Origin of the sequence: Paenibacillus plantarum (assembly GCF_013141695.1) — a bacterium.
Taxonomy (GTDB): domain Bacteria; phylum Bacillota; class Bacilli; order Paenibacillales; family NBRC-103111; genus Paenibacillus_E; species Paenibacillus_E plantarum.
In genome coordinates, this window is sequence record NZ_WHNY01000028.1 from 82,733 (window position 1) to 104,950 (window position 22,218).

The 22,218-nt window shown below is 45.9% G+C and carries 18 protein-coding genes, 1 riboswitch and 1 other annotated feature; of the genes, 5 read left to right on the forward strand and 13 right to left on the reverse strand.

The features are described from left to right. Positions 1 to 143: 143 nt before the first annotated feature. From thrS to metA, 6 genes are all read right to left on the reverse strand, one after another. Positions 144 to 2,078, reverse strand: coding sequence for a threonine--tRNA ligase (gene thrS / locus GC096_RS09620; RefSeq protein WP_171630029.1), 1,935 nt, complete (start codon positions 2,076 to 2,078; stop codon positions 144 to 146). A 357-nt stretch (positions 2,079 to 2,435) separates the two neighbouring features. Further along, complete coding sequence (locus GC096_RS09625) at positions 2,436 to 3,383, reverse strand: putative sporulation protein YtxC (RefSeq protein ID WP_171630030.1); 948 nt, start codon at positions 3,381 to 3,383, stop codon at positions 2,436 to 2,438. 683 nt (positions 3,384 to 4,066) lie between these two features. Further along, a complete protein-coding gene (mqnC, locus tag GC096_RS09630; RefSeq protein WP_056609487.1) occupies positions 4,067 to 5,203 on the reverse strand; it encodes a cyclic dehypoxanthinyl futalosine synthase in 1,137 nt (378 codons plus the stop codon). A 136-nt stretch (positions 5,204 to 5,339) separates the two neighbouring features. Beyond that, positions 5,340 to 6,518 carry a trans-sulfuration enzyme family protein gene (locus GC096_RS09635; RefSeq protein ID WP_171630031.1) on the reverse strand — a complete coding sequence of 393 codons (1,179 nt, stop codon included), beginning with the start codon at positions 6,516 to 6,518 and terminating at the stop codon, positions 5,340 to 5,342. After that, positions 6,515 to 7,684, reverse strand: a complete 1,170-nt coding sequence (locus GC096_RS09640) for an aminotransferase class I/II-fold pyridoxal phosphate-dependent enzyme (RefSeq protein ID WP_281366775.1) — start codon at positions 7,682 to 7,684, stop codon at positions 6,515 to 6,517. Before GC096_RS09640 ends, GC096_RS09635 begins: the two co-directional genes overlap by 4 nt. A 35-nt stretch (positions 7,685 to 7,719) precedes the next feature. Next, a complete protein-coding gene (metA, locus tag GC096_RS09645; RefSeq protein ID WP_171630033.1) occupies positions 7,720 to 8,664 on the reverse strand; it encodes a homoserine O-acetyltransferase MetA in 945 nt (314 codons plus the stop codon). A gap of 112 nt (positions 8,665 to 8,776) precedes the next feature. Further along, a riboswitch (SAM riboswitch) is annotated at positions 8,777 to 8,903 on the reverse strand. A gap of 241 nt (positions 8,904 to 9,144) precedes the next feature. Here metA and GC096_RS09650 point away from each other — a divergent pair. Together GC096_RS09650 and corA are read left to right on the forward strand one after the other, a co-directional pair. Further along, positions 9,145 to 9,372: a hypothetical protein gene (locus tag GC096_RS09650; protein ID WP_171630034.1), complete on the forward strand. Its 228-nt coding sequence runs from the start codon at positions 9,145 to 9,147 to the stop codon at positions 9,370 to 9,372. A 302-nt stretch (positions 9,373 to 9,674) separates the two neighbouring features. Beyond that, positions 9,675 to 10,613: a magnesium/cobalt transporter CorA gene (gene corA, locus GC096_RS09655; protein ID WP_171630035.1), complete on the forward strand. Its 939-nt coding sequence runs from the start codon at positions 9,675 to 9,677 to the stop codon at positions 10,611 to 10,613. 87 nt (positions 10,614 to 10,700) lie between these two features. Here corA and tyrS read toward each other — a convergent pair whose 3' ends face one another. Together tyrS and GC096_RS09665 are read right to left on the reverse strand one after the other, a co-directional pair. After that, on the reverse strand, positions 10,701 to 11,957 hold the full coding sequence (tyrS, locus tag GC096_RS09660) for a tyrosine--tRNA ligase (RefSeq protein ID WP_171630102.1): 1,257 nt from the start codon (positions 11,955 to 11,957) through the stop codon (positions 10,701 to 10,703). Positions 11,958 to 12,018: 61 nt separating this feature from the next. Beyond that, positions 12,019 to 12,282: a binding site (T-box leader), on the reverse strand. A gap of 65 nt (positions 12,283 to 12,347) precedes the next feature. After that, positions 12,348 to 13,361, reverse strand: a complete 1,014-nt coding sequence (locus tag GC096_RS09665) for an HRDC domain-containing protein (RefSeq protein WP_171630036.1) — start codon at positions 13,359 to 13,361, stop codon at positions 12,348 to 12,350. A 205-nt stretch (positions 13,362 to 13,566) separates the two neighbouring features. Here GC096_RS09665 and GC096_RS09670 point away from each other — a divergent pair, with 205 nt between their 5' ends. Both GC096_RS09670 and GC096_RS09675 read left to right on the forward strand, forming a co-directional pair. Then, positions 13,567 to 13,860 carry a DUF3055 domain-containing protein gene (locus GC096_RS09670; protein WP_056609472.1) on the forward strand — a complete coding sequence of 98 codons (294 nt, stop codon included), beginning with the start codon at positions 13,567 to 13,569 and terminating at the stop codon, positions 13,858 to 13,860. A 52-nt stretch (positions 13,861 to 13,912) separates the two neighbouring features. Then, positions 13,913 to 14,224 (forward strand): hypothetical protein, encoded by a 312-nt coding sequence (locus GC096_RS09675; RefSeq protein ID WP_171630037.1) that lies wholly within the window; start codon positions 13,913 to 13,915, stop codon positions 14,222 to 14,224. A 60-nt stretch (positions 14,225 to 14,284) separates the two neighbouring features. Here the strand turns inward: GC096_RS09675 and GC096_RS09680 are convergent, their stop codons facing one another. Continuing rightward, positions 14,285 to 15,769 carry a tagaturonate epimerase family protein gene (locus GC096_RS09680; protein ID WP_171630038.1) on the reverse strand — a complete coding sequence of 495 codons (1,485 nt, stop codon included), beginning with the start codon at positions 15,767 to 15,769 and terminating at the stop codon, positions 14,285 to 14,287. Between the two features lie 177 nt (positions 15,770 to 15,946). Here GC096_RS09680 and GC096_RS09685 point away from each other — a divergent pair, with 177 nt between their 5' ends. Further along, positions 15,947 to 16,795: an AraC family transcriptional regulator gene (locus GC096_RS09685; protein WP_171630039.1), complete on the forward strand. Its 849-nt coding sequence runs from the start codon at positions 15,947 to 15,949 to the stop codon at positions 16,793 to 16,795. 76 nt (positions 16,796 to 16,871) lie between these two features. Here GC096_RS09685 and GC096_RS09690 read toward each other — a convergent pair whose 3' ends face one another. From GC096_RS09690 to GC096_RS09705, 4 genes are all read right to left on the reverse strand, one after another. Next, a complete protein-coding gene (locus GC096_RS09690; RefSeq protein WP_171630040.1) occupies positions 16,872 to 18,983 on the reverse strand; it encodes an alpha-galactosidase in 2,112 nt (703 codons plus the stop codon). Between the two features lie 21 nt (positions 18,984 to 19,004). After that, complete coding sequence (locus GC096_RS09695; protein WP_171630041.1) at positions 19,005 to 19,823, reverse strand: carbohydrate ABC transporter permease; 819 nt, start codon at positions 19,821 to 19,823, stop codon at positions 19,005 to 19,007. Then, a complete protein-coding gene (locus GC096_RS09700) occupies positions 19,823 to 20,701 on the reverse strand; it encodes a carbohydrate ABC transporter permease (RefSeq protein WP_171630042.1) in 879 nt (292 codons plus the stop codon). Before GC096_RS09700 ends, GC096_RS09695 begins: the two co-directional genes overlap by 1 nt. A 65-nt stretch (positions 20,702 to 20,766) precedes the next feature. Beyond that, positions 20,767 to 22,101, reverse strand: coding sequence for an ABC transporter substrate-binding protein (locus GC096_RS09705; RefSeq protein WP_171630043.1), 1,335 nt, complete (start codon positions 22,099 to 22,101; stop codon positions 20,767 to 20,769). Between the last annotated feature and the right edge of the window lie 117 nt (positions 22,102 to 22,218).

The window sequence follows — 22,218 nt, forward strand, 5'->3', positions numbered from 1 at the left end:
CATCACTAAACCTCCACATACAGACTCACTGTATAACATGTCCTTCTTTTAACCACTTATTCACATCGAAACGGATTTTTGGGAACGCAAAAAAGCAGAGAAGTGACTAGCACTTCTCTGCTTCTTATAGGAACAAATGGGAGTTACAGTTTGTTTTTGATTTCTTCTTGAATCATGTTGATGACTTCATTGATCGGCTGCGTACCTAGATCCCCTTGACCGCGTTTACGGATGGACAAACTTTCATTCTTCACTTCATTTTCGCCTACGACAAGCATGAAAGGAATTTTCTCCAGTTGCGCTTCCCTGATCTTGTACCCTAGCTTCTCATTACGATTGTCCGCTTCAACGCGAATACCGGCTTCTCTTAGTTTCTCCGTAACTTGATTGGAGAACTCTTCGAACGCAGGTGAAACCGGAATAACCTTAGCTTGGGTTGGCATTAACCATGTTGGCAACGCGCCAGCGAAATTCTCAAGCAAGAAGGCTGTCATACGCTCCATTGTGGAGATGATTCCTCTATGGATTACGACTGGGCGGTGTTTCTGACCGTCTTCCCCTGTGTATTCAAGTTGGAAGCGTTCAGGCAAAAGGAAGTCGATTTGCGCAGTCGAAAGCGTCTCTTCCTTCTTGAGCGCAGTCTTGATTTGAACGTCTAGTTTAGGACCGTAGAACGCTGCTTCGCCTTCAGCTTCATAGAATGGCAAGCCTAGTTCTTCAACTACTTCACGCAGCATACGCTGGGAAGTTTCCCACATTTGATCGTCTTGGAAATATTTCTCCGTGTCTTTCGGGTCACGGTAAGAAAGACGGAAACGGTAATCAGTAATTCCGAAATCTGCGTACACTTGACGGATCAATGTAACAACGCGGGAGAACTCTTCTTTAATTTGATCCAAACGGCAGAAGATATGAGCGTCATTCAATGTCATTGCACGCACACGGTGCAAACCAGTCAAAGCACCTGACATCTCATAACGGTGCATTGTGCCAAGTTCAGCGATACGAACCGGCAAATCACGGTAACTGCGCATGTCACTCTTGTACACCATCATATGGTGTGGACAGTTCATTGGACGAAGGACAAGCTCTTCATTGTCCATGATCATTTTCGGGAACATGTCTTCTTGGTAGTGCTCCCAGTGTCCAGAAGTTTTGTAAAGCTCAACGTTAGCAAGTACAGGTGTGTACACGTGTTGGTAGCCTAGACGTTCTTCCAAATCGACGATATAGCGCTCCATAGTACGTCTTAGCTTCGCGCCATTTGGCAACCAAAGCGGTAGGCCTTGACCAACTTCACGGGAGAAAGCGAACATTTTAAGCTCACGACCTAGTTTACGGTGGTCACGCTTCTTCGCCTCTTCAAGCAAGTGCAAATGCTCATCCAATTGCGCTTTCTTAGGGAACGCAGTCCCGTAAATGCGTTGCAGCATTTTATTTTTTGCATCTCCACGCCAGTAAGCACCAGCAACACTCAACAATTTGAACGCTTTAATGCGTCCTGTTGACGGCAAATGCGGTCCGCGACAGAGGTCAAAGAATTCACCTTGATCATAGATCGTAAGAACGGAATCTTCCGGTAGATCACGGATTAATTCTAGCTTGAACGGGTCTTCCATCTCTGTGAAAATACGAATCGCTTCCTCACGGGAAACAACGCGGCGTGTAATCGCCAAATTTTCGTTTGAGATGCGCTCCATTTCCTTCTCGATTTTGATCAAATCTTCAGGGTTCAGCGGTGTTTCCAAATCGATATCATAGTAGAAGCCATCCTCAATCACAGGACCGATTCCTAGCTTAACTGCTTTATCGCCATAAATACGCTTGATCGCTTGTGCCATCAAATGCGCTGTGCTATGACGGTACATTTCTAGTCCTGCTTCGCTATCCAGCGTTAAGATTTCAACATCAGCATCATGATCCAGAGCGAAGGATAAATCCACGGATTTCCCGTTTACTTTACCGCCTACTGCATTTTTCTTCAGACCGGATGAAATGGATTCCGCTACTTGCTCAATCGTCGTCCCCACTGCATACTCTCTCACTGCGCCATCTGGTAATTTTACTTGTACAACCATCTTCCCTGCCTCCTAATTGTGTAAGTGAATAGTGAATTGAACGCAAAAAAGCACACTTCATCCCATAAAGGGACGAGTGCGCTCAGCTCGTGGTTCCACCCTAGTTCGATTCGCTCTAACCCAAAGGGAAAGTCGAATCCTCATCAGCATTCGTTAACGGGAATGATTCCGGTACTGTATAGTATCGCACCTGCAAGTCAGGTCGAATTCCACAATACGGCTACAAAGGGGTAAACAATCCGATTCGCTGAAGGAGATTGCAGCCTGGTCTCCTCTCTCTGAGCAGTTCATACAGAAAGTTCTTGTCTTTGATACTAACGCCTTCGATCACTATTATAAATGGCGAGAGGGGCAAGGTCAAGGGGATAGTTGATCCTGCTTTTTGGCATCTCCGAGATAAAGGTCGCACGTGCGGCAATAACTGCACACCGATGTACGGTCTTCGAAGATTTGCCCTATCGTCTTAATAATCGTCAATTCAGGATCCCTTGTATGAATGTAAATGTTGGCAGGAGAGACCGTGATCAGTGTACTCACGATCATATCCTCGAAATTGATGTCCTTCTCCAACATCTCCATTCGAAAGCTGGCATCAAATTCATTCGCATCAATGGGTTCCATCCGATCATTCAGAATGACGAACTCATGGCCGCCTTTGTGAATGAGATGCGCTGCAGGTATTTTGGCCTCTTGAATGTAGACGAAATATTGTAGAAGCGAAATAAATTCCTGATACTGGCGGTCCATCATAAACTCATCAATCGCATATTCGGCAATTTCCCTTAGTTCTTCCCTATACTCCTGAATGCGGAATTTGAGGAAGCCATCTAAGCTAATCTGCGGATTCTCCTCGAGCAATGCGTTTATTTGTTCCTTGAGCAGCCCAATACGACGAAGCCGACTTGGGGAGCTATTCATCAGCGGCAACCCTTCCAGCTCACTCTCTTGGATCAAGGATTGCTTACAGTAACCTTCGATGGCCTCAATGTCAGACTGCTTTTCATATTTAAAATCCTTAGTGATCAAGTTACGTAAAATGCTGGATTCCTTGTCCGCTACAATGTGGCTTGCCAACACTTCAGCTAGGCAAGCTCGTACTTGAACCTCATGAATATGTGGATCGTGGATCACACTTCCTGCTTCCGCTTCCACATAAATAAAAGCACGTGTTTCACACCAAGTGTAGGTAGTCGTCAAACCATTTTGGGCGATATGTAAATGCTGCAGCGCTTGCTTCACCTGTGCGCTTAGCGAACGTACATAGGATTCCTCGACATTGATTAGGGCAATTGCAAACAGTTCCATGTGCTCACTCCTTCCATCTATGCATCCTCCTCTTAAGAGTATATGGTCGATGCGAGGGAGATATACAACGAACAATTTGCCATTTGCGTTAGAAGGGAAAATGCAAAAAAGGAGCAGCACATGGCTGCCCCTCTCGAAAGTAAGGATGGCGCGTTACAACTGCTCTAGCAGAGTCTTAACCAGTAAGAATGGGAGAGCACCAATAGAGATGAAAGCAAAAAGGAATCCTTGTACAAAGCTTTTTAGCAGTTTCACAAAAATCACTCCGATCTTCAATCTCGAATTTGTGGTGTTCCCCCATTGTACTCTTATTGACCCGCGGTTACCTGAAGGTAAGCTTAATTTTCACTTAAAATGGTTAAGAAATCGGTGAATACATCGATGATTTTGAGCAGGTGTTGAGTAAACTCGAGTTAGTCGGTTTCATCGACTATCTCCGGGCCCTTGCGCTCCATTTCATCCGAGATAGTCGGTTTTGTCGACTATCTCGAGGCCCTTGACCTCGATTTCATCCGAGTTAGTCGGTTTTATCGACTATCTCGAGGCCCTTGACCTCGATTTCACCTGAGTTAGTCGGTTTCATCGACTATCTCGAGGCTGTTGACTTCGAAGACAAAAAAACGCTTATCCCTACAAATCCCTCATGTGGATTTGATAGCGGAAAAGCGTTATCGTTCTACAATTTAGTTCTGCATCACAAAATCACGATCAATCTTCACATTCTCGTCGTCAAACACACGTAGAATCTGATACTTGGTGTTCCGCTGCGCAGGGATTTTGCCTGCTTGACGGATGATGTCCAGCGTCGAGGATACGTTGACCTTGTGCGTGGTGCCCGCCGCGGATACAACGTTCTCTTCGATCATGGTGCTGCCGAAGTCGTTGCAGCCATAGCTCAGCGTCTGCTTGCCAACCTCAGGTCCCATGGTGACCCATGAGGATTGGAAGTTCGGCACGTTGTCCAGCATGATGCGGCTGATCGCCAACGTTTTCAAGTACTCTTCAGGCGTAACTTTCTCCGCCTTCATATTCGTGTTGTCCGGTTGGAACGTCCACGGAATGAATGCCAGGAAACCTGGTGTGTTCAGCTTCTGCAGCAGCACATCGTCTTGCGCATCGCGGATACGCAACATATGAAGAGCACGCTCTTCCATAGATTCGCCGAAGCCGATAACCATTGTACCCGTCGTGTGCATGCCTAGCTTGTGAGCCGTCTGCATGACATCCATCCAATCACGCCAAGAGCCTTTCAACTTGGAGATCTTGCGACGCGTGCGGTCATCAAGAATTTCTGCTCCGCCACCTGGCAACGAATCAAGTCCCGCTTCATGCAATTGACGAACGATTTCCTCAAGCGATAAACCGCCGGAAACATCTTTCATTTTCATAATTTCAGCGGGCGAAAAGGAGTGCATCGTGATATCGAAGCGCTTCTTAATTTCTTTCAAAATATTCGTATAGTAACTGAACGGTAGATTCGGATTCGTACCACCTTGCATAAGAATCTCAGTTCCGTCAACATCTAAGGTCTCTTGAATCTTCTGGAAAATTGTTTCATCCGGAAGTACATACCCTTCCGCGGAACCCGGTGGACGGTAGAAAGCACAGAATCGGCAATACACATCACAGATGTTCGTGTAGTTAATATTCCGCCCAATCACGAAAGTCGTGATTGGATCTGGGTGCCATTTTTTCATAATCTGATTAGCGGTGTCGCCAATTTTCTCTATTTGATCGGATTCGAACAGCGTAATACATTCTTCTACATCAATTCGTCCGCCTGCTTGTGCTTTATTTAAAATGCGATCGATCGGTTTCATTGCAACTCACTCCTTTACTTTCTGAAGGCTCGTATCCATTAATCGTACCATACTCATGCCAAAAAAGCAGCACAGGGCTGCTTTTTCCAGTCGTTATTCCTATGCAAATATGAATAATTTCTGAATACTACGGTGCTTAACCGCGCAAAGCTTGTTCCAAATCTTCAATGATATCTTCGATATCTTCTAGTCCAACCGAATATCTCACGAGACCATCTGTAATACCGCGCAATAAGCGAACTTCCTTGGGCATAGCAGCATGAGACATCATGGCCGGATAGGACAAGATACTCTCTACAGCACCCAAGCTCACAGCAACGAGCGGGATTTTAACTTTACTTAGCAACTTCTTCGCTTTCTCGCCAGAGCCAACATCAAATGAGACGACAGCTCCATAACCGAGCGATTGCTTCTCATGAATTTCTCTACCTGGGTGGTTAGGCAGACCTGGGTAGTAAACCACGTCGATATCCGGTTGCTCGGTCAGCCATTGTGCTAATCTGCGAGCGCCCTTCTCGGACATTTCCATACGAGCTTGCAACGTTTTCATACCGCGAATGAGCAGCCATGAATCTTGAATGCCGAGCACGTTCCCCATGCCATTTTGAATTTGTTTCATACGACGACCGAGGCTGTCATTCGCTACAACAGCTAGTCCTGCTAGCACATCACTGTGCCCGCCAAGAAATTTCGTTGCGCTATGCAGTACGATGTCAATGCCTAGCTCAATTGGACGTTGATGATAAGGTGTCATGAAGGTATTATCCAACATCGTAAGCAGGTCATGCTCCTTCGCAAAAGCAGCAATCTCACCAATATCCGTAATACGAAGTGTTGGATTCGAAGGCGTCTCGATGAAAACGGCTCTCGTATTTGAACGTAGAGCTGCTCTCACCTCTGCGATGTTCGTCATATCTACAAACGTAGATTCCACACCCATACGATTCATAATCGTAGTTAGCAAACGATAGGTACCGCCGTACACGTCTTCCGTACAAATGACATGATCTCCTTGCGACAACAACATCAACGCAGAAGAAATAGCTGCCATGCCAGAGGCGAACGCAAACCCACGCGTACCGCCCTCTAGCAATGCGATGTAATCCTCTAATGCTTGACGTGTCGGGTTACCAGACCGTGTGTAGTCGTATTCTTGGTTTGCTTCCAAATCAGCCTGATGAAAGGTTGAAGCCTGATACAGAGGCACGCTGGATGCCCCTGTTGCCTCATCAATTTCAGCGCCAAAATGGATCAGTCTTGTGGCGAATTTACCGTGCGGTTGGCGTTTCTCTTTATCTGAGGAAGAATGGCTCATGATTGCGAAGCTCCTTCCAACTCGGCATGCGCTGCATCTAGGGCATTCGACAAGTCCGCGATCAAATCATCAATATGCTCGATCCCAACAGAGAAGCGAAGCAGACGGTCATCGACACCAATTTGCTCTCTAATTTCAAGCGGAATGTCCGCATGTGTTTGTACAGCTGGGTAGGTCATCAAGGATTCAACCCCGCCTAAGCTTTCTGCGAATGCAATGAGCTCAATATGTCGAAGAATCGGTTCAACTAAGCGAGCATCCTTCACCTTGAAGGAGAATATCCCTGTGTTGCCGCTGGATTGTTTATTTTGAATGGCATAGCCAGGGTGTGATTCAAGCGCCGGATAGTACACGTCTGAAATCAACTTGTGCTGGAGCAAGAAATTCGCAATCGCTGTAGCATTCTGCTCATGACGCTCCATACGCAACGCGAGGGTTTTCATCCCTCTCATCAGAAGCCAGCTGTCTTGCGGTCCAAGCACAGCTCCAATCGAGTTATGGAGAATAGCCATTTGCTCCGAGAGCTCTTTCCCTTTTGTAACAATCAGACCCGCTAATACGTCGTTGTGTCCGCCCAAATATTTCGTCGCGCTATGGATAACGATATCGGCCCCAAGCTCAATAGGACGTTGTAGATACGGCGTAAGCAGCGTGTTATCGACGATGGAGACGATGCCCTTTTTACGGGCCCATGTACAAACAAGCTCAAGATCTGTGATCATCATCAATGGGTTTGTAGGTGTTTCAATAACAAGACCCTTCGTATTGGACTGATACGCACCTTCTAGTGCATCCAAATCATTCGTATCTACATAAGTAGCCGTTACACCGAAACGGGACATGATTCTTTCCAATAGACGATACGTACCACCATATAAATCCAAGGAAACAATCAAATGATCACCTTGGCTGAAGTAGGCGAAAATCGTTTGCAATGCCGCCATGCCTGAGGAACATGCAAAGCCTGCATCTCCGGACTCGAGCTGAGCAATAGCGTCTTCTAGTACTTTACGCGTTGGACTTTTCGTCCGCGCATAATCAAATCCTGTGCTCTGTCCCAGCTTAGGGTGGCGAAACGCAGTTGATTGATAAATAGGAAAGCTAACAGCACCTGTAACAGGTTCTTCAATAGAGCCAATTTGAGCAAGACGACTTTCGATTTTCAACAAGAGAATTTCCTCCTCAGGGTATGGGTTCGATTTTACAATTGCGAGCTTGCCAAGCTTTCATTTATGTTTACCGTCAACTCAAAAGGTGTTTCTTGATATACATAATAGTTCAGCCAGTTCGAGAACAGCAAATTTGCATGGGCTCTCCAAGTGTTGTAAGGCAGTCTACTCGGATCGTTATTCGGGTAATAATTGTTCGGAATATCAATCGGCAGCCCTTTGGCCACATCACGGTCATACTCCCATTTCAAGGAACAAGCATCATATTCGGAATGTCCTGTTACGAAAATATGCTTACCATCGCGCGTTGCGACGATATATACACCAGACTCATCGGATTCTGATAAAATTTCTAAATCTGGACATCGCTCAATATCTTCACGATTAATGTCGGTGTGACGTGATTGCGGAACATTGAACACTTCATCAAAGCCGCGCAACAGCTTCGTATTCGGAACACTTACCGTATGTGGGAATACGCCAAATGTCTTCTTCTCTAGCGCATATTTGCGTACGCCGAAATGATGGTATAAACCTGCTTGAGCCGCCCAACAAATATGCAGCGTGGAAGTCACATTCCGCTTGCTCCACTCAAGAATTTGCGTTAGCTCTTCCCAATAATTCACATCTTCGAAATCCATTTGTTCTACGGGCGCACCCGTAATAATCATACCATCCAGCTTATCGTCTTTGATATCATCAAACGTTTTGTAAAACATATCTAAATGTTCCAGGGACGTATTTTTGGAAGTGTGAGTTTTCGGATGTAGCAACACGAACTCCACTTGCAGTGGCGTGTTCCCGATCAAGCGCAACAGCTGCGTCTCCGTCGTTTCTTTGGTCGGCATTAAGTTAAGCAGGGCAATGCGAAGTGGACGTATATCCTGGTGATACGCGACAGATTCGTCCATGGTGAAGATATTCTCTTGGTTTAAAATTTCTTTGGCAGGCAGGTTGTCAGGAATCTTGATCGGCATCCTGTTCACTCCTCTTCTTTAATTTAGGTTTAGTTGAAAATTCTAATAAAATGCAAAAATGACCTTCCCTGGAATCAGAGAAAGGCCATGAAAAATCAAAGTCAATGTCCTTCTCTTATCTCCCAGATTCGCTGTAAACAGCGTTTCCGCAAGAATTAGCACCGTGCTCCCCTTTTTGCAAAGGTTTGTCGGTTGCCGGGTGTCATAGGGCTAGTCCCTCCACCTACTCTTGATAAGAAAACGTAACGTATGCGATTAGCATTATCATACTATAAAATAAACGAAAGTCAAGATGGTTAGACTTGTACATGTTAGTGATCTTAAAAATTTAGTAGTTGTAGCCAAGCTACCATTAAAATGATACAATTTGTATTGTGACAAACTGTTTAAGTTTAGGTACTTAAGGTTATTACTAAGGATTAGCTTTTCGTAACAGATGTTTCTAAACGAATAAGAATTTTTGAAGAAATGAGGGCTATAATGTCAACCCAAACATCGGATAATTTCTCTGCATTCGCCTCCTTACATCGTTATTTTGCCTTTATTGAAACCGACAAACCTACACTTGAGCAAGCCGAAATCGCTGTCTCACAGCTTCATCTCGTTTATGGTGCTGAGAGTGAAGATGATCTGATGAAGCGCGGCGGTCCTGAGATCATTCAAATGTACACAGACGTCAAAAATAAGATTTTAAATGCCGCCAAGTAAGTTTTGGCGGTTTATTTTTTTTGCACAGACTTTGCCTATTCTCCATAAGCTAACTTATCGACAATTCCCCTTATTGCATCAAACTTTTTGGCTTGAAACAGGGTATATGAACAGGTATACTAGACAAGTATTCGACACGGACGGAAAAGGAGGGCATACGCTTGGACGGAGAACCGAGGAGTAGAACCTGCAAGGCGAATAAACAATTTCAAAGTGTAGGAATGAAGTCGGTTAATCCATCATCCAGGGCATTGCTCTTCTAGATGTACTAACCGGCTGATTCCATTCAAAGGGGTGGGCAGATGAAAACACGGTTGGTTCAAAATGGTATTTTTACGTTAGTTGATGATGTTACTGCTGCGCTTACACCTCCAAGCCAAGGCTTCTATTGGATTGATGCGGGGATCGAGGACTTGGAATTACTTCAGCCTCTTTTCCATTTGCATGATTTGGCCGTAGAAGATTGCCTTAGTGAGGAAGAACAGCGTCCAAAGATTGAATTTTATGATTCCCATTATTTCATTGTTATTAATAGTATTCGTTTCGATGATGAAGAAATTTTCTTACGCGCACTTAATCTATTTCTAAGCAAACATGTGATCATTACGGTAACACGACAAAAAATTAATGAGCTGCGCGCACTCAAACCTTTCCTCTGGGAGGAAGAAGTGAACAGTGCCGATCGATTCTTATATCATTTGGTCGATCTCGTTGTCGATAACTATGTGGCGGTCGGTGACCGAATTGAAGCCAAGATTGAGAAACTGGAAGAAGATATTCTGATGGCGACGAAGAAGTCGCATTTGAATGAGATTATCGGTCTTCGTTCTGAAATTTTATGGTTGAAAAAGGTGCTTGTTCCTCAACGTGACGTCATTGGGACGCTCGGAAAAAAAGAGCTCAGATTGATCGATCATCAGCTTCAGAAGTATTTCGGCGACATTTATGAGAATGCCGTCAAAATCGTTGATACGTTCGATACGCTGCGCGATCTGATGGGGAACTTACGAGAAGCTTATCAATCCAGTCTCGCGAACCGCGCCAATGATATCATGCGCGTGTTTACCGCGTTGACGACGATCTTCATGCCCTTGACTTTCATTACCGGTGTTTTCGGGATGAATTTCGATAATATTCTTGGACTGCATCTAACCCCTCATGGGGATGAAATCGTGCTAGCCTTTATGGGCGTCCTCGGCATAGCCATGTATGTTCTGTTCCGTAAGAAAGAATGGCTATGATCGACTCAGATCGATGTATAGATAAAGGGTGACTTCAAGCAGAAACGTAGTAATACTGCTGAGGAGTCACCCTTTTTGGCATTCAACTTACGATAGCTTGATTCTAACAAACTTCCGTTTCCCGACTTGCAGAATATCGCCATCCACTGGTGTAATTTGCCCATGAATATCCGTCAGCTTCTGTTCGTTGATTTTCACAGCTCCTTGCTCCACGCTCCGTCTAGCTTCCCCATTCGATGATTGCAAGGATAAGCTGACTAACAACTTGATAATGGACAAGCTTCCTGATTCCAGATGGCTACTGTCGAGATTTACTTCCTCAATGTCATCTGGCAAAGCGCGCTTTTGAAAAACAGTAATAAAATGCTGCTCCGCCTCCTCAGCTGCTTCCACACCGTGGTACATCTCAACATACACTTTCGCCAGCTTCAGCTTGGCATCTCTTGGATGGATCGTACCCGCTTCGAGTCCTTGCCGCAGCTCTTCGATTTCCGCATTCGACAAGGCTGTCGTTAACTCGAAATATTTGAGCATGAGCGAATCCGGAATGGACATGGTTTTGCCGAAAATGTCATTCGGCTGCTCGTCGATACCGATGTAGTTGCGCAAGCTTTTGCTCATCTTCTGAACGCCATCCAGCCCCTCTAGCAGCGGCATTAGGATCGCCACTTGACCTTCTTTGATCTCATATGCCCCTTGAAGCGTACGCCCCATCAAAATATTAAAAGTCTGATCAGTTCCACCGAGCTCAATATCACTTTCTAAAGAAACCGAGTCGTAGCCTTGCATAAGCGGGTAGAAAAATTCGTGCACATGTATCGGCTGATTCGCCGCATACCGCTTTGCAAAGTCATCTCGCTCCAGCATGCGAGCAACCGTCACTTTACCAGCTAGTCTCAGCACATCATCAAAGCGCAGTTCACCCAGCCATGTGGAGTTATAGTAGAAGGATGTTTTGTTTAGATCCAATACCTTGGCTAGCTGGGTCTGATACGTTTGCGCGTTATGCTTCACGTCTTCCTCCGACAGCTGTTTGCGTGTCTCGGATTTCCCTGTCGGATCGCCGATGCGCCCCGTGAAATCACCAATAATTAGTTGTACCTCATGTCCCAAGTCTTGGAATTGACGAAGCTTGTGCAGGACGACCGTATGTCCAATGTGGATATCCGGTGCAGATGGATCCAATCCTAGCTTTACTTTCAGCGGCGTCCCTGTCACTACCGCCTTCATAATCTTCTTCTTCAGCGCTTCTTCCGGCACGATTTCCGCTGCGCCGCGTTTGAGGATACCCCATTGATGCTCAACTTGTTGCTGCTGCTCCTCCGTAAGCTTTTCCCATGACAACATACGATCCCTCCATTCGATTAGTTATAAAAGAATACAAAAAAGACAACCTCAACGCCCACAAAGGGACGAGAAGGTTGTCTCGCGGTACCACCCTAATTAAAGAGATTGGTTGCACATCTACTGGCATGCCACTTCTCTTTCACTTAGAAAATTAACGACAAATAGTTTGCCGGGTGTAAGCTACTAATGCTTGAATGAAGCACGTTCCCTCCACCAACTCAGAACTGTAATTCGGACAATATGCTTGCATCGGTTTGCACCTTCCACCGACTCTCTGCAGCAGCGGCAATTCTCCTACTTCGGGCTTCGCCCATGTTCGTCATCGCTTTGACGGATATTAGATTATTGACCATTTAATCATATCCCGCAGGCCTTTGTCAATACACATTAACTAGCGGCTTGGATCGCATTTCTTTCCTTCTCTCTGCGAAAACGTAACCGAAGCAAACGAAGCCATTCATAGGCACGGTCTAATTCTTTCCCCTTCAGTTCTTCCGTCCCGATGAGACTCTTGAGAACGGGCTTTAAATAGCGATCACCTTCAGATTCATACGCATTCCATGCTTTAATTTGCTCCTCCTCAGGAATCGAAGAAAGTTCAGATTCCACGAGAGGATCCATATCGTAGCCTTCACGATCCAAATCTTCCACCCACAACAGCAATTCTCGCCGCGGCATCGTCAGATTCGCCTGAAGATCGGCCAAGTTCCCGCCACCAGCAACGATTTCTAACAGCTTGCGTTTGCTGACCTCACGATCAAGCTCGATTCGCAGCTTCTGCTCTTTCTGAGCAAGCAGCCAACCCTCGAACTTCATCGTATCCACAAAGTTGGCAACCCAATCCAACGGAAAACCGTTCGTGCGCGTACACTCGCCAATCCGTCCAAGCAATTGATCGGCGTACTGCGCCGTTTTCTGCTCGCCAAACCCAGGAATTTGCTGAAGCTCTTCCTTGGTCTGCGGCAGGAACACTGAAATCATCCGTAGGACACGGTTCGTAGCAAGGATGTATGGTGCCTTCTTCTCACGTGCAGCCTGCTCACGGCGCCATGCACGCAGTGATTCGAACACCTCTTCATTCGGATTCTCCTCGCAGTAATACGTTAGCATTTGGGTCATTCTCGCTTTACCTGAAAGTCCTTGCGTAAGATCCAATTCCGTGTGTACCAGAGGCCTGAAGCCGCTTCTGATCTTCTCACGCAAGCCTTGACGGAACGCAAATAGCATCTCATCCCAGCTTATGCCTTGAAACCATTCGTCCTGCGTAAGCTTACCCGTCAAGTCAGGTTCACTCCAGTACACACTCCAAATCCCTTGTTCTTCGACAATCGAAACCTGCGCGGAAATCACTTGCTGATCCCCCGAATTCTTCTCTAACGTGTTCAAAAATACAATGTTCATCTCTTTCCATGCCTCCAGACGTTGATATGAAATAGGTTTAAGAAAAACGAAAAAGCACCTATTCTGCCCGCAGGACAGAAAAGGTGCTTCCCATTTCTAATATCCAAATCATACCATGTTTGTCAGTTAGGCGCAAGAACCGTTTTGCCCCCAGACCCTTATCGGTTATAATAGATTCATACTAGAAAGAGAATGGAGGGCCCTCATGTCTGATTATGACTTTTTATATGATCATCAAGAAGAAACGACAACACGTTTTGTCTGTTTCGTTGGCAATGCTTTACACCGTTTTGACCTCGCGATCATGACCACTACCCGTTATTATGGCAAGAAGTTGGTCATCGATTTGCAATCGGGACGCAGTGCTGTTATTGGACCGGACGATTTGAACGAAGAAGGCTATTTAGAGCACGTTTTCAAAATCAATGAAGAACAGGCGCAAGAGCTTACTGAGTTTTTATCGCAAATTATTGGTTCGATTCATTTTACGGATATTTAAGGGATTGTCGGGGGACACTGGAAAAAGCAAAACCTGAAAAGGAGGCTTATCCATGCGTAAAAAGTCACCACACATCAACCATGTAGAGGGATTAGGCTTCCTCTCAGAAGACCGCCTCGCTGCGTACACCGACCTCAAGTCGGTCGAGTCACAGCGTAATGACATGATCCCCGAGGAGTTTCCCGAAGGGGCTTATGGCACAAGTATGTTGTCAGACTCCCTTGGGAAAAGCACCCCTTGGCGAGAGGATCAACGCCCTACCAACCGTTTTGCTTACGAGAATCGTGAGCTGCACGAAGGTATTACAAGGGACTATCCTGGAGCAGATGATGCAATGGGAGAGTCTACCGAGGGCTTGTCCTAGGTAAATGAGAAACGCCACGAACACCCATTAAAGGGATGTTCGTGGCGTTTTTTCACTTCACTATTTACCGAGCAATTCCAAGTGTCTGCCGATATGATGACGAAGTCCTTCTGCAAAGGTATCTTCTTGATCAGCCAACGTTTGGAAGAACTCATCCGCAAACGTGCGGCTTCCGTCTTCATTCTTCGCTTGAAGAAGCAAACCATACGTGATGTGCAGCAATTGACGTGCATTATTTTCTTCCATGTAATCAGGCAGCTGCGCATCGGTTACATTGCTAAGTGGAGCGATCGCGCTGATGTCTGTCGTTACATGGTAGTAAGCTGTCGCTTCTACAAAGTGATCAAGTGCATATTGGTGCATACGGCGATACAGCGTAGGATTCACTTTGGCTACAACACGTACCGCTTCGAGCCAGTTTGTACCCGCGGTTTTGATATGGAATAGGCCATTCGTGTATTGACCGATCAATGGGAACACACTGAATTTGTCACTGCCGGAATGAATGCTTAGCTTATATTCGAAATGAACTGCAATCGCTGCATGACTAGCTAGCTCACGCTCAAATTGCGCGATATCTCCGATGTAGTCGATCCCTTTTTGGAATTCGCCGCAGAAGCGAGGCGCCATGCTGAAAATCACAACGCCGCGATCACGAAGCTCATTCGCTACCAAATAGTGTGCCTCAGGGGAAGTCGGTGTCGCTGTTTCATCGATGGAAATTTCGAAATCAACCGCACGATCAAGTGTAACGATATACTTGCGGTAGATCGCTTCCATGAAATTAATAGCTGCATCATAGATCAATACATCTTTCTTCAAAGCTTCTGCTGTATAGGCAAGAGTAGCTCCTGGTACATTCGGTGCTGTTTGCAGGTAGCGCTCTTCATAGCGGCTGCGCAAGCTAGCAGGCAGTTGCTCATATTTCGCGGCGATTTCTGCTTCGCTCATGGATTCAATCGTGTTGTCGATATTCTCGGAGCAATCTAGTGTCAACATCGTAAAACCAAGACGCAACGCGTACTCGATGTCTTCTTCTTTCTTCAAGTGGTCGCCGTCAGCGCCGTAACCATCTGTGTAGCCCTCTTGCAGAACGGCATAAGCTGCTGCATCCAATACATCCTCATACGTGCGGCCCGTCAAAGCAAGCTCACGAATACTTTGCTGCGCTAGAACAGGACGAATATCTTTGCCGCGGATCGTTTGGATATGGCCAGGACTTGCAATCCCAAGTCGATCGCCTAAACCCATTGTCGCTACTTGTGTGCCGAACGCTTGTGGAGCTGTGTGTGGCAAAAATTGATTGATAATCAAGCGATTTTCATGTGTAAGTGGAGCTACTTTCTCACCATCTACAACTTCACCTTGCAGTTGGTCGAACAATTCGCCAGATCCTACGACGATTAATTTTTTCCCCTCTGTTGTGCGTACCATAAGCAATGTGGTATCTCCCACTTGTGTTAGGGAAGATGCATACACTTTAATAACTTCGGATGAGAACTCGTTTACTTTCCCTGCGCGTACTGCCTCTATAAGTGCGTTCATATTAAATATCCTCCTATTTGTGCAAGCGTTTGCTAATCAAACTATAACTCCATTTTATCGCAAGTATAGAGCGTTTTCTCTTCATCTATTCCTATTTCAAGTAAAAACTATTCATATTTTTCACTAATTTCATGATATACTTCAGTTACCTCATTTCCAAATAAGGAGTTACCCTATATGTCGCGTACCGTTACCTTCGGCAATGAAGATGAAGGTCCTTTTTACATTCAGCATATTCATCGTTCGGGCCCTTTCGAGAGGACTCAGCATATGCATGATATGTACGAGCTGTATTATTTATACGAAGGAGAACGCATGTATTTTATCCGTGATCGATCGTATCTCATTCTCCCAGGAGATTTGGTCCTCATTAATCGACGTGAGCTTCACGCCACCTCAGATTCAGATAAACTAGGTCATGCGCGAGTTGTCATTAATTTTAGCGATAGCCTATTGGACCACACGAAAGAAGAGGCTCCGTTCCTGCTAGATGCCTTCACACATGCTACGCCTGTTCTGCGGTTGGATCTGCCTACTCGAAGACTTGTCGAAGATATTCTTGGCAAATTAATTCATGAAGCGAAGGATCCCCATATTGGACAAACTTTCGCCATCACACACTTTCTAATTGAATTGCTGTTATTCACAGCACGTTTCGTTCGCATACATCCTATCACTTCACCTGAACACGTCTCGCCCTTACACCGGAAAATATCCACCATCGTGCGATTTATCAACACGCATTTCGATGAACCGGTGCGATTGGAAGATCTAGCCGAACAATTTGAAATCAGCCCCGCCTATTTAAGTCGGATGTTCAAAGAAATCACCGGATTTTCACTCGTTGAATATGTGAACCTCGTTCGTGTGCAAGAAGCTCAGAGACTACTGGCAACGACGAAGCTAAAAGTCATCGTGATCGCTGAACAAGTAGGTTTCGGCTCCCTCGTGCAATTCGGACGTGTTTTCCGTCAAATGACGAAAATGACACCGCTGCGATATAGGCAATCGGCTGTTTTGACATAGGTAGGTAGAACAAAACCGTGCTAGTTAGCTCGTTTCTCGACAAAAAAGCCCGCACAATGCGGGCTTCACTTCCAAGCTACTCCAATCGTTTTACACGTATCATCCTACTCTTATAATCTCCACGCAGCATCAACGGAACACCAATATTCATCAGTGTAGAACCATGCCGGACGCAGACTTCTCCATCGTCAGTCTGCACCTGATAGGAGGCATGTGACTCCAGCCCCTGCAACGGAAAATGCCGAACTTCAGCGCCAAAATGCTGCGATTGCAAGAACGTAAACACAACGCTCTCGCTACGCTCCGTACTGTTGTACTGATAAGCCGCCACATTCGAATCCCGCAGCGATGACAGCCGGTACAGGTCGCCATTCAGAATAACCGGCCTGATTTCCTTATATAGCTCCACGTAGCGCTTCGCTTCATCCAATTCCTCTACCGACCATTTGCTAATGTTCGCCCCAATCCCCAAGCCGCCCATCATCGCGCTATGGAATCGGTACAACAGCGGGAGGCTTCTGCCGTTAAAACCATGCGGCGATTCCGTTACCCAACACATCATGACAGCCGGGCTGTAGGCATAGGAAAATCCCTCTTGAATCGCTAACCGGTCACGCGCATCGGTGTTATCACTAATCCATGCTTGATCAGCATAGCGCAATATACCAAGATCGATTCTCGCACCTCCGCCCGCGCATGTCTCAAACTCCACTTTGGGGAATCGCTCCCTCAGCTCAGCCCAAATGGCGTACAAGTGATCGACATGTTTGATCCACATGGAGGCATCCACATCCTGCCCCGAGACAACCGTACCGGGCTCTGTCACGGTTCGATTCATATCCCATTTGATAAATCGGATATCGTATTTCGTTAGCAAGGTCGTCATGAAATCGAGGATAAATTGCTTCACTTCAGGCAGCCCCACATTCAACAACAATTGATTGCGCAGCTGTGTACCTTCCCGCGTCGGAAATTGATACACCCACTCCGGATGCGCTCGGTACAAGTCGCTGTCCGGGTTGACCGATTCAGGCTCTACCCATAGCCCGAATTCCATCCCTAGCCCTTTAACGTGATCGATCAGTTCCTCGAGGCCATTCGGGAACTTCTCCTCATTGACATACCAATCTCCTAAGCCAGCTCTGTCACTATGGCGCTGGCCGAACCAGCCGTCGTCAACGACGAATCGTTCCACGCCAAGATGGGCTGCCTGCTGAGCCAGCTCCTTTTGTCCTTCTACGGTTACGGCGAATTCCGTCGCTTCCCACGAATTGTACAGCACTTTACGCAGCTTGCTTGTCGGCAGCACGTAATCCCTTTGGTACTTGTGCAGGTTGCGGCTCATCTGACCGAAACCACATGAAGTGAATCCACCGACGAATACTGGCGAAGTATACACTTCACCAGGTACAAGGACAAAGGCGCTGTCAAAATCATTCACGCCTCCTACAATTCGCACATGCCCGAATGTTGATTTCTCCGCAACGATTTTCCAGTTGCCGCTCCAGCCAAGTGCGCCAAACCACACATTCCCAGAGGTTTCGTCGGCTTTTCCATTGTCGACAGCGAACCACGGATTGGCATGAGGACCCGTAAAACCTCTGCGTGATTCCAGCACCTTTTTCCCTTCGGACAAGACCGTCGATCTTAGTTGATACTCTCCTGCCCAACGGCCTGTCACATGCGTCATACGGTAGTCAGGCAGAGCCTGCACCGTCCAAACAGCCGCCATGACCTGCTCAATGCGAACAGACTCGTTCAACCCATTGCGCACCTGCACATATCTTTCAATCAGATCGAACTCTGGGATCGCTTTATAATGAATTTCAACATCTAACGGGTAGTAGACATCCGCCAACCGGAGTAAGATTTCATTTTCGCCAATAATTCGATATCCTTCATACCTCAGCTTCAGGTCCCGTACACCGTCTGCAAACGAAACTTTCAGCGCTGGTTCGGCATAATGGCAACCACCCCAGCCTCCATACTCTTCTGTCTCCCGATCGATTTCCGCATCGAAGGAACTATGCAGTCTGCTTTTCAATACATACGCACAATCCTTAGCTTCTACTTGAGCGCCCCAATACAAGTGCTGGATGGTGCCTTTCTCATTGATCCCAAACACATAGGATGTTTGGTTGGTGCGGATTTCAAAGATATTCTCATTTTCCAAATATTGTACAGACACCTCTACCGTCCCTCCTTGTATCTATCCCTTGATCGCACCGGCGGCAATCCCTTTGATGATGAATCTCTGCATGAATAAGAAAAAGATGATGATCGGAATCATGCCCATAACCGCATAAGCGAAAGCAAGATTCAAGTCACTGCTGTATTGACCGAAAAAGAAATACTGCTGCAGGGGGATCGTGCGATAATTTTTGTCCTGCAGGTAGAGCAGTGGAAGTAAGAAGTCGTTCCAAATGTACAATGCGTTCAGTACGAGTACCGTTGCCGTAACTGGCTTGAGTAAAGGCATCACAACTCGGATAAAAATACCCGGTGTCGAGCAGCCATCAATCCTAGCGGCTTCTTCAATTTCACGAGAAATGCCTTTCACGAAACCTGTGTAAAACAATACGCCCATTTGCACACCGAAACCGCCATAGATCAGCGCTAATCCCCAATGTGAATTCACGAGATGGAATGATTTGCCGATTTGATACAACGGCAGCATAATGACTTGAAAAGGAACCATCATACCCGAGAGGAACAAGATAAATATGAAGTTGTAAAATGGCTTGCTTCTGCGCGCAATTGCATACCCAGCAAGTGCAGAAGCGAAGATAATCAACGCAACGGAGATGACGGTTACAATCAGGCTGTTAATTAATGCTGCAGGATACTTGGACGTACTCCACGCATGCATGTAATTCGCAAAATTCAAGCTCGTTGGCAGCGAATAGAAGGAATCGAAAGTTTGCTTCGCTGTTTTGAGTGACATCAGTAAGGCAATATACATCGGAAATACAAACAATATTGCCAGAATTACAACCGCAGCGAATGTGCTAATACGCGTTATTTTCATTACATCTCCACTTCCCGTCTTCTGAAAATGGATAATTGCACAATCGTCACGAAGACCAGTATAACGAAGAAAATCATTGATAACGCCATGCCATAACCTGCTTTGAAGGAATTGAAGGCTGTTTTATAAATGAAAGTTGTAATAACCTCTGTTGCGAAGCCCGGTCCCCCCTGAGTGGTTACCCAAACGAGATCAAACACTTTGAGCGAGCCGGTCAACACGAGCAGCAGATTAATCGTAATGGACGGCGCAAGCAGTGGTAATGTCACATGCCAGAAAGCTCGACCTGCTCCAGCCCCGTCCATTTTGGCACTCTCTACAAGCTCGCTTGGAATGCCCTGTAACCCAGCGATATAGATAATCATAGGTGCACCTACGCCCTGCCATAGGGCAACAAGAATTAATCCGAATAAAGCATGATCTGGATTACCAAGCGGACTTGTCACATCCAGACCGAATAGGCTCAGTAGCTTGGGAAAACCTGTGCTGAAATTGTATTTCCAAATAAATCCAGATAATACAATTGAGAGAATGCTCGGCAGGAAGAAAATCGTCCGAAACACGTTCTTAAACTTCAAATAAGAATCTAGAAGCAAAGCAAGTAGAAGAGATAACCCATTCACAAGCACCATTAGAATAAATGCATATTTAAACGTATTTCCAAGTGCGGCCCATACGTCCGAGTCTTGAAAAGCATGCACGTAGTTTTCCCACCCAATATACGTCAGCTTGCGTGAAACACCATCCCAACTTGTGAACGAATATCTTGTTCCTATCACGAATGGAATGAGGACGGCTAACGTAAATAACAGAATACCCGGAATAAGGAACAGAACATACCAGAACTCACCACGGATCATTCGTTTCATATTTCCCATAGGTTAAATTCCCTTTCTGATGAATAACGGCATAGGCAATAGCCTATGCCGTTATAACGCTGTCGTTATTTGTGGTTCTTGGCAACCCAATCATCGAGATCCTTAATGATTTGATCAGGTGTTGCTTTCTTGAAGAACACTTTTTGAACATATTGCGTGAATTGGTTGGTCCAATCAATCGTCGTTGTAATATAGGATTGAGAATCGTAGGTAAGTCCTTTATCGAAATACGGCTTAAGATCATTGACCGCTGGCGCGATGTCCGTTGAAGCACCTTTGACAAAGCTTAGTGAGTTAATATTTTTCACCCAAGCGTCTCCGCCCTCTTTGCTAGCCATGAAAGCAAGGAATTTCAATGCTGCCTCTTTATTCGCTGATTTGCTGTTTACGGCGAGAGAGGCGTCAGGGTTAAACTCAAGCTTATTCAAGCTTTCGTCGTTGCTGAACGGATACGGGAAGTAGCCCATTCCTGTTTTGTATAATTCTGGATTTTTCTTCTGAATATCCGCTAAAGGCCAAGTTCCCATGTACATCATGCCTACATCGCCTTTAGAGAAAAGGTCTACGACACCATTGTAATCGACACCAAGCTGATCCTTATTACCGAGGTCAAACAACTCTTGCGCATGGGCGATAACCGTTTTGGATGCAGGATTGTCAGCAAATTTCGCTGTCCCCTTTTCCACTTTGGAGAAGAAGTCTACTTGTTTATCAACAAGCACTGTGTTGCTTGGCAGATCTCGGCTCAACCACATGGCTAACGTCCAGTTGTCTTTCCAGCCAAGGGCGAAAGGAGTTTTGCCCGCTTCCTTTATTTTTTTGGCCGCAGCAATCATCGCGTCGTACGTTCTAGGAACCTGAAGGCCGAGATCACTGAATATTTTTTTGTTATAGAAAACGGCAATTGGGGTAGCGTTAACTGGCATGATATAATTTTTACCGTCGGTTGCTTGCGCTTTCAGAACACCTGGATCGAAGTTGGACATGAAATCTTTTCCCGTCAAATCTTCGAGATACCCGCCGTCATGCAACAGCTTCGTATTGCTGCCCGCATTTAACGTAAATACGTCCACGATGTCGCCGCTAGCTATTTTCGTTTTCAAAAGGGTGTAGTAATCATCATATTTAACAGGCTGTACTTCGACCTTGATGTTAGGGTTTTGCTTTTCAAATTGCTCAACAATTTTGGCAACACCATCTGTGACATCACTTTTGAAATGCATGAAGGAAATCGTAACTGGCTTCTCTACTTTTGCTGTTGCCGCGGCAGTTGCAGCTGGCTTATTCTCGCTGCTTGATGCTGGCGTTGTCGTGCTTATCGTACTGCTATTGCTTCCACAAGCTGACAGTAGAAGAGCCATCATCGTTGCCGAAAAACCTATACTTGCAAACTTTTTCATATCTGTTACCCCTCTTCCTCATTTTCGGTTTAGAACAGTTCACGCTCGTTCTGAATCCTATCTTACGCGCTGAAAGAAGGAATCGTAATAAAATAAATTGTCGTTCTAATGTTCAAA

Excerpts from the sequence above, each read along its gene's own strand:
- thrS (WP_171630029.1), bottom strand. The coding sequence starts at position 2,078 with ATGGTTGTACAAGTAAAATTACCAGATGGCGCAGTGAGAGAGTATGCA.
- GC096_RS09625 (WP_171630030.1), bottom strand. The coding sequence starts at position 3,383 with ATGGAACTGTTTGCAATTGCCCTAATCAATGTCGAGGAATCCTATGTA.
- mqnC (WP_056609487.1), bottom strand. The coding sequence starts at position 5,203 with ATGAAACCGATCGATCGCATTTTAAATAAAGCACAAGCAGGCGGACGA.
- GC096_RS09635 (WP_171630031.1), bottom strand. The coding sequence starts at position 6,518 with ATGAGCCATTCTTCCTCAGATAAAGAGAAACGCCAACCGCACGGTAAA.
- metA (WP_171630033.1), bottom strand. The coding sequence starts at position 8,664 with ATGCCGATCAAGATTCCTGACAACCTGCCTGCCAAAGAAATTTTAAAC.
- GC096_RS09650 (WP_171630034.1), top strand. The coding sequence starts at position 9,145 with ATGTCAACCCAAACATCGGATAATTTCTCTGCATTCGCCTCCTTACAT.
- corA (WP_171630035.1), top strand. The coding sequence starts at position 9,675 with ATGAAAACACGGTTGGTTCAAAATGGTATTTTTACGTTAGTTGATGAT.
- GC096_RS09665 (WP_171630036.1), bottom strand. The coding sequence starts at position 13,361 with ATGAACATTGTATTTTTGAACACGTTAGAGAAGAATTCGGGGGATCAG.
- GC096_RS09670 (WP_056609472.1), top strand. The coding sequence starts at position 13,567 with ATGTCTGATTATGACTTTTTATATGATCATCAAGAAGAAACGACAACA.
- GC096_RS09675 (WP_171630037.1), top strand. The coding sequence starts at position 13,913 with ATGCGTAAAAAGTCACCACACATCAACCATGTAGAGGGATTAGGCTTC.
- GC096_RS09680 (WP_171630038.1), bottom strand. The coding sequence starts at position 15,769 with ATGAACGCACTTATAGAGGCAGTACGCGCAGGGAAAGTAAACGAGTTC.
- GC096_RS09685 (WP_171630039.1), top strand. The coding sequence starts at position 15,947 with ATGTCGCGTACCGTTACCTTCGGCAATGAAGATGAAGGTCCTTTTTAC.
- GC096_RS09695 (WP_171630041.1), bottom strand. The coding sequence starts at position 19,823 with ATGAAAATAACGCGTATTAGCACATTCGCTGCGGTTGTAATTCTGGCA.
- GC096_RS09700 (WP_171630042.1), bottom strand. The coding sequence starts at position 20,701 with ATGGGAAATATGAAACGAATGATCCGTGGTGAGTTCTGGTATGTTCTG.
- GC096_RS09705 (WP_171630043.1), bottom strand. The coding sequence starts at position 22,101 with ATGAAAAAGTTTGCAAGTATAGGTTTTTCGGCAACGATGATGGCTCTT.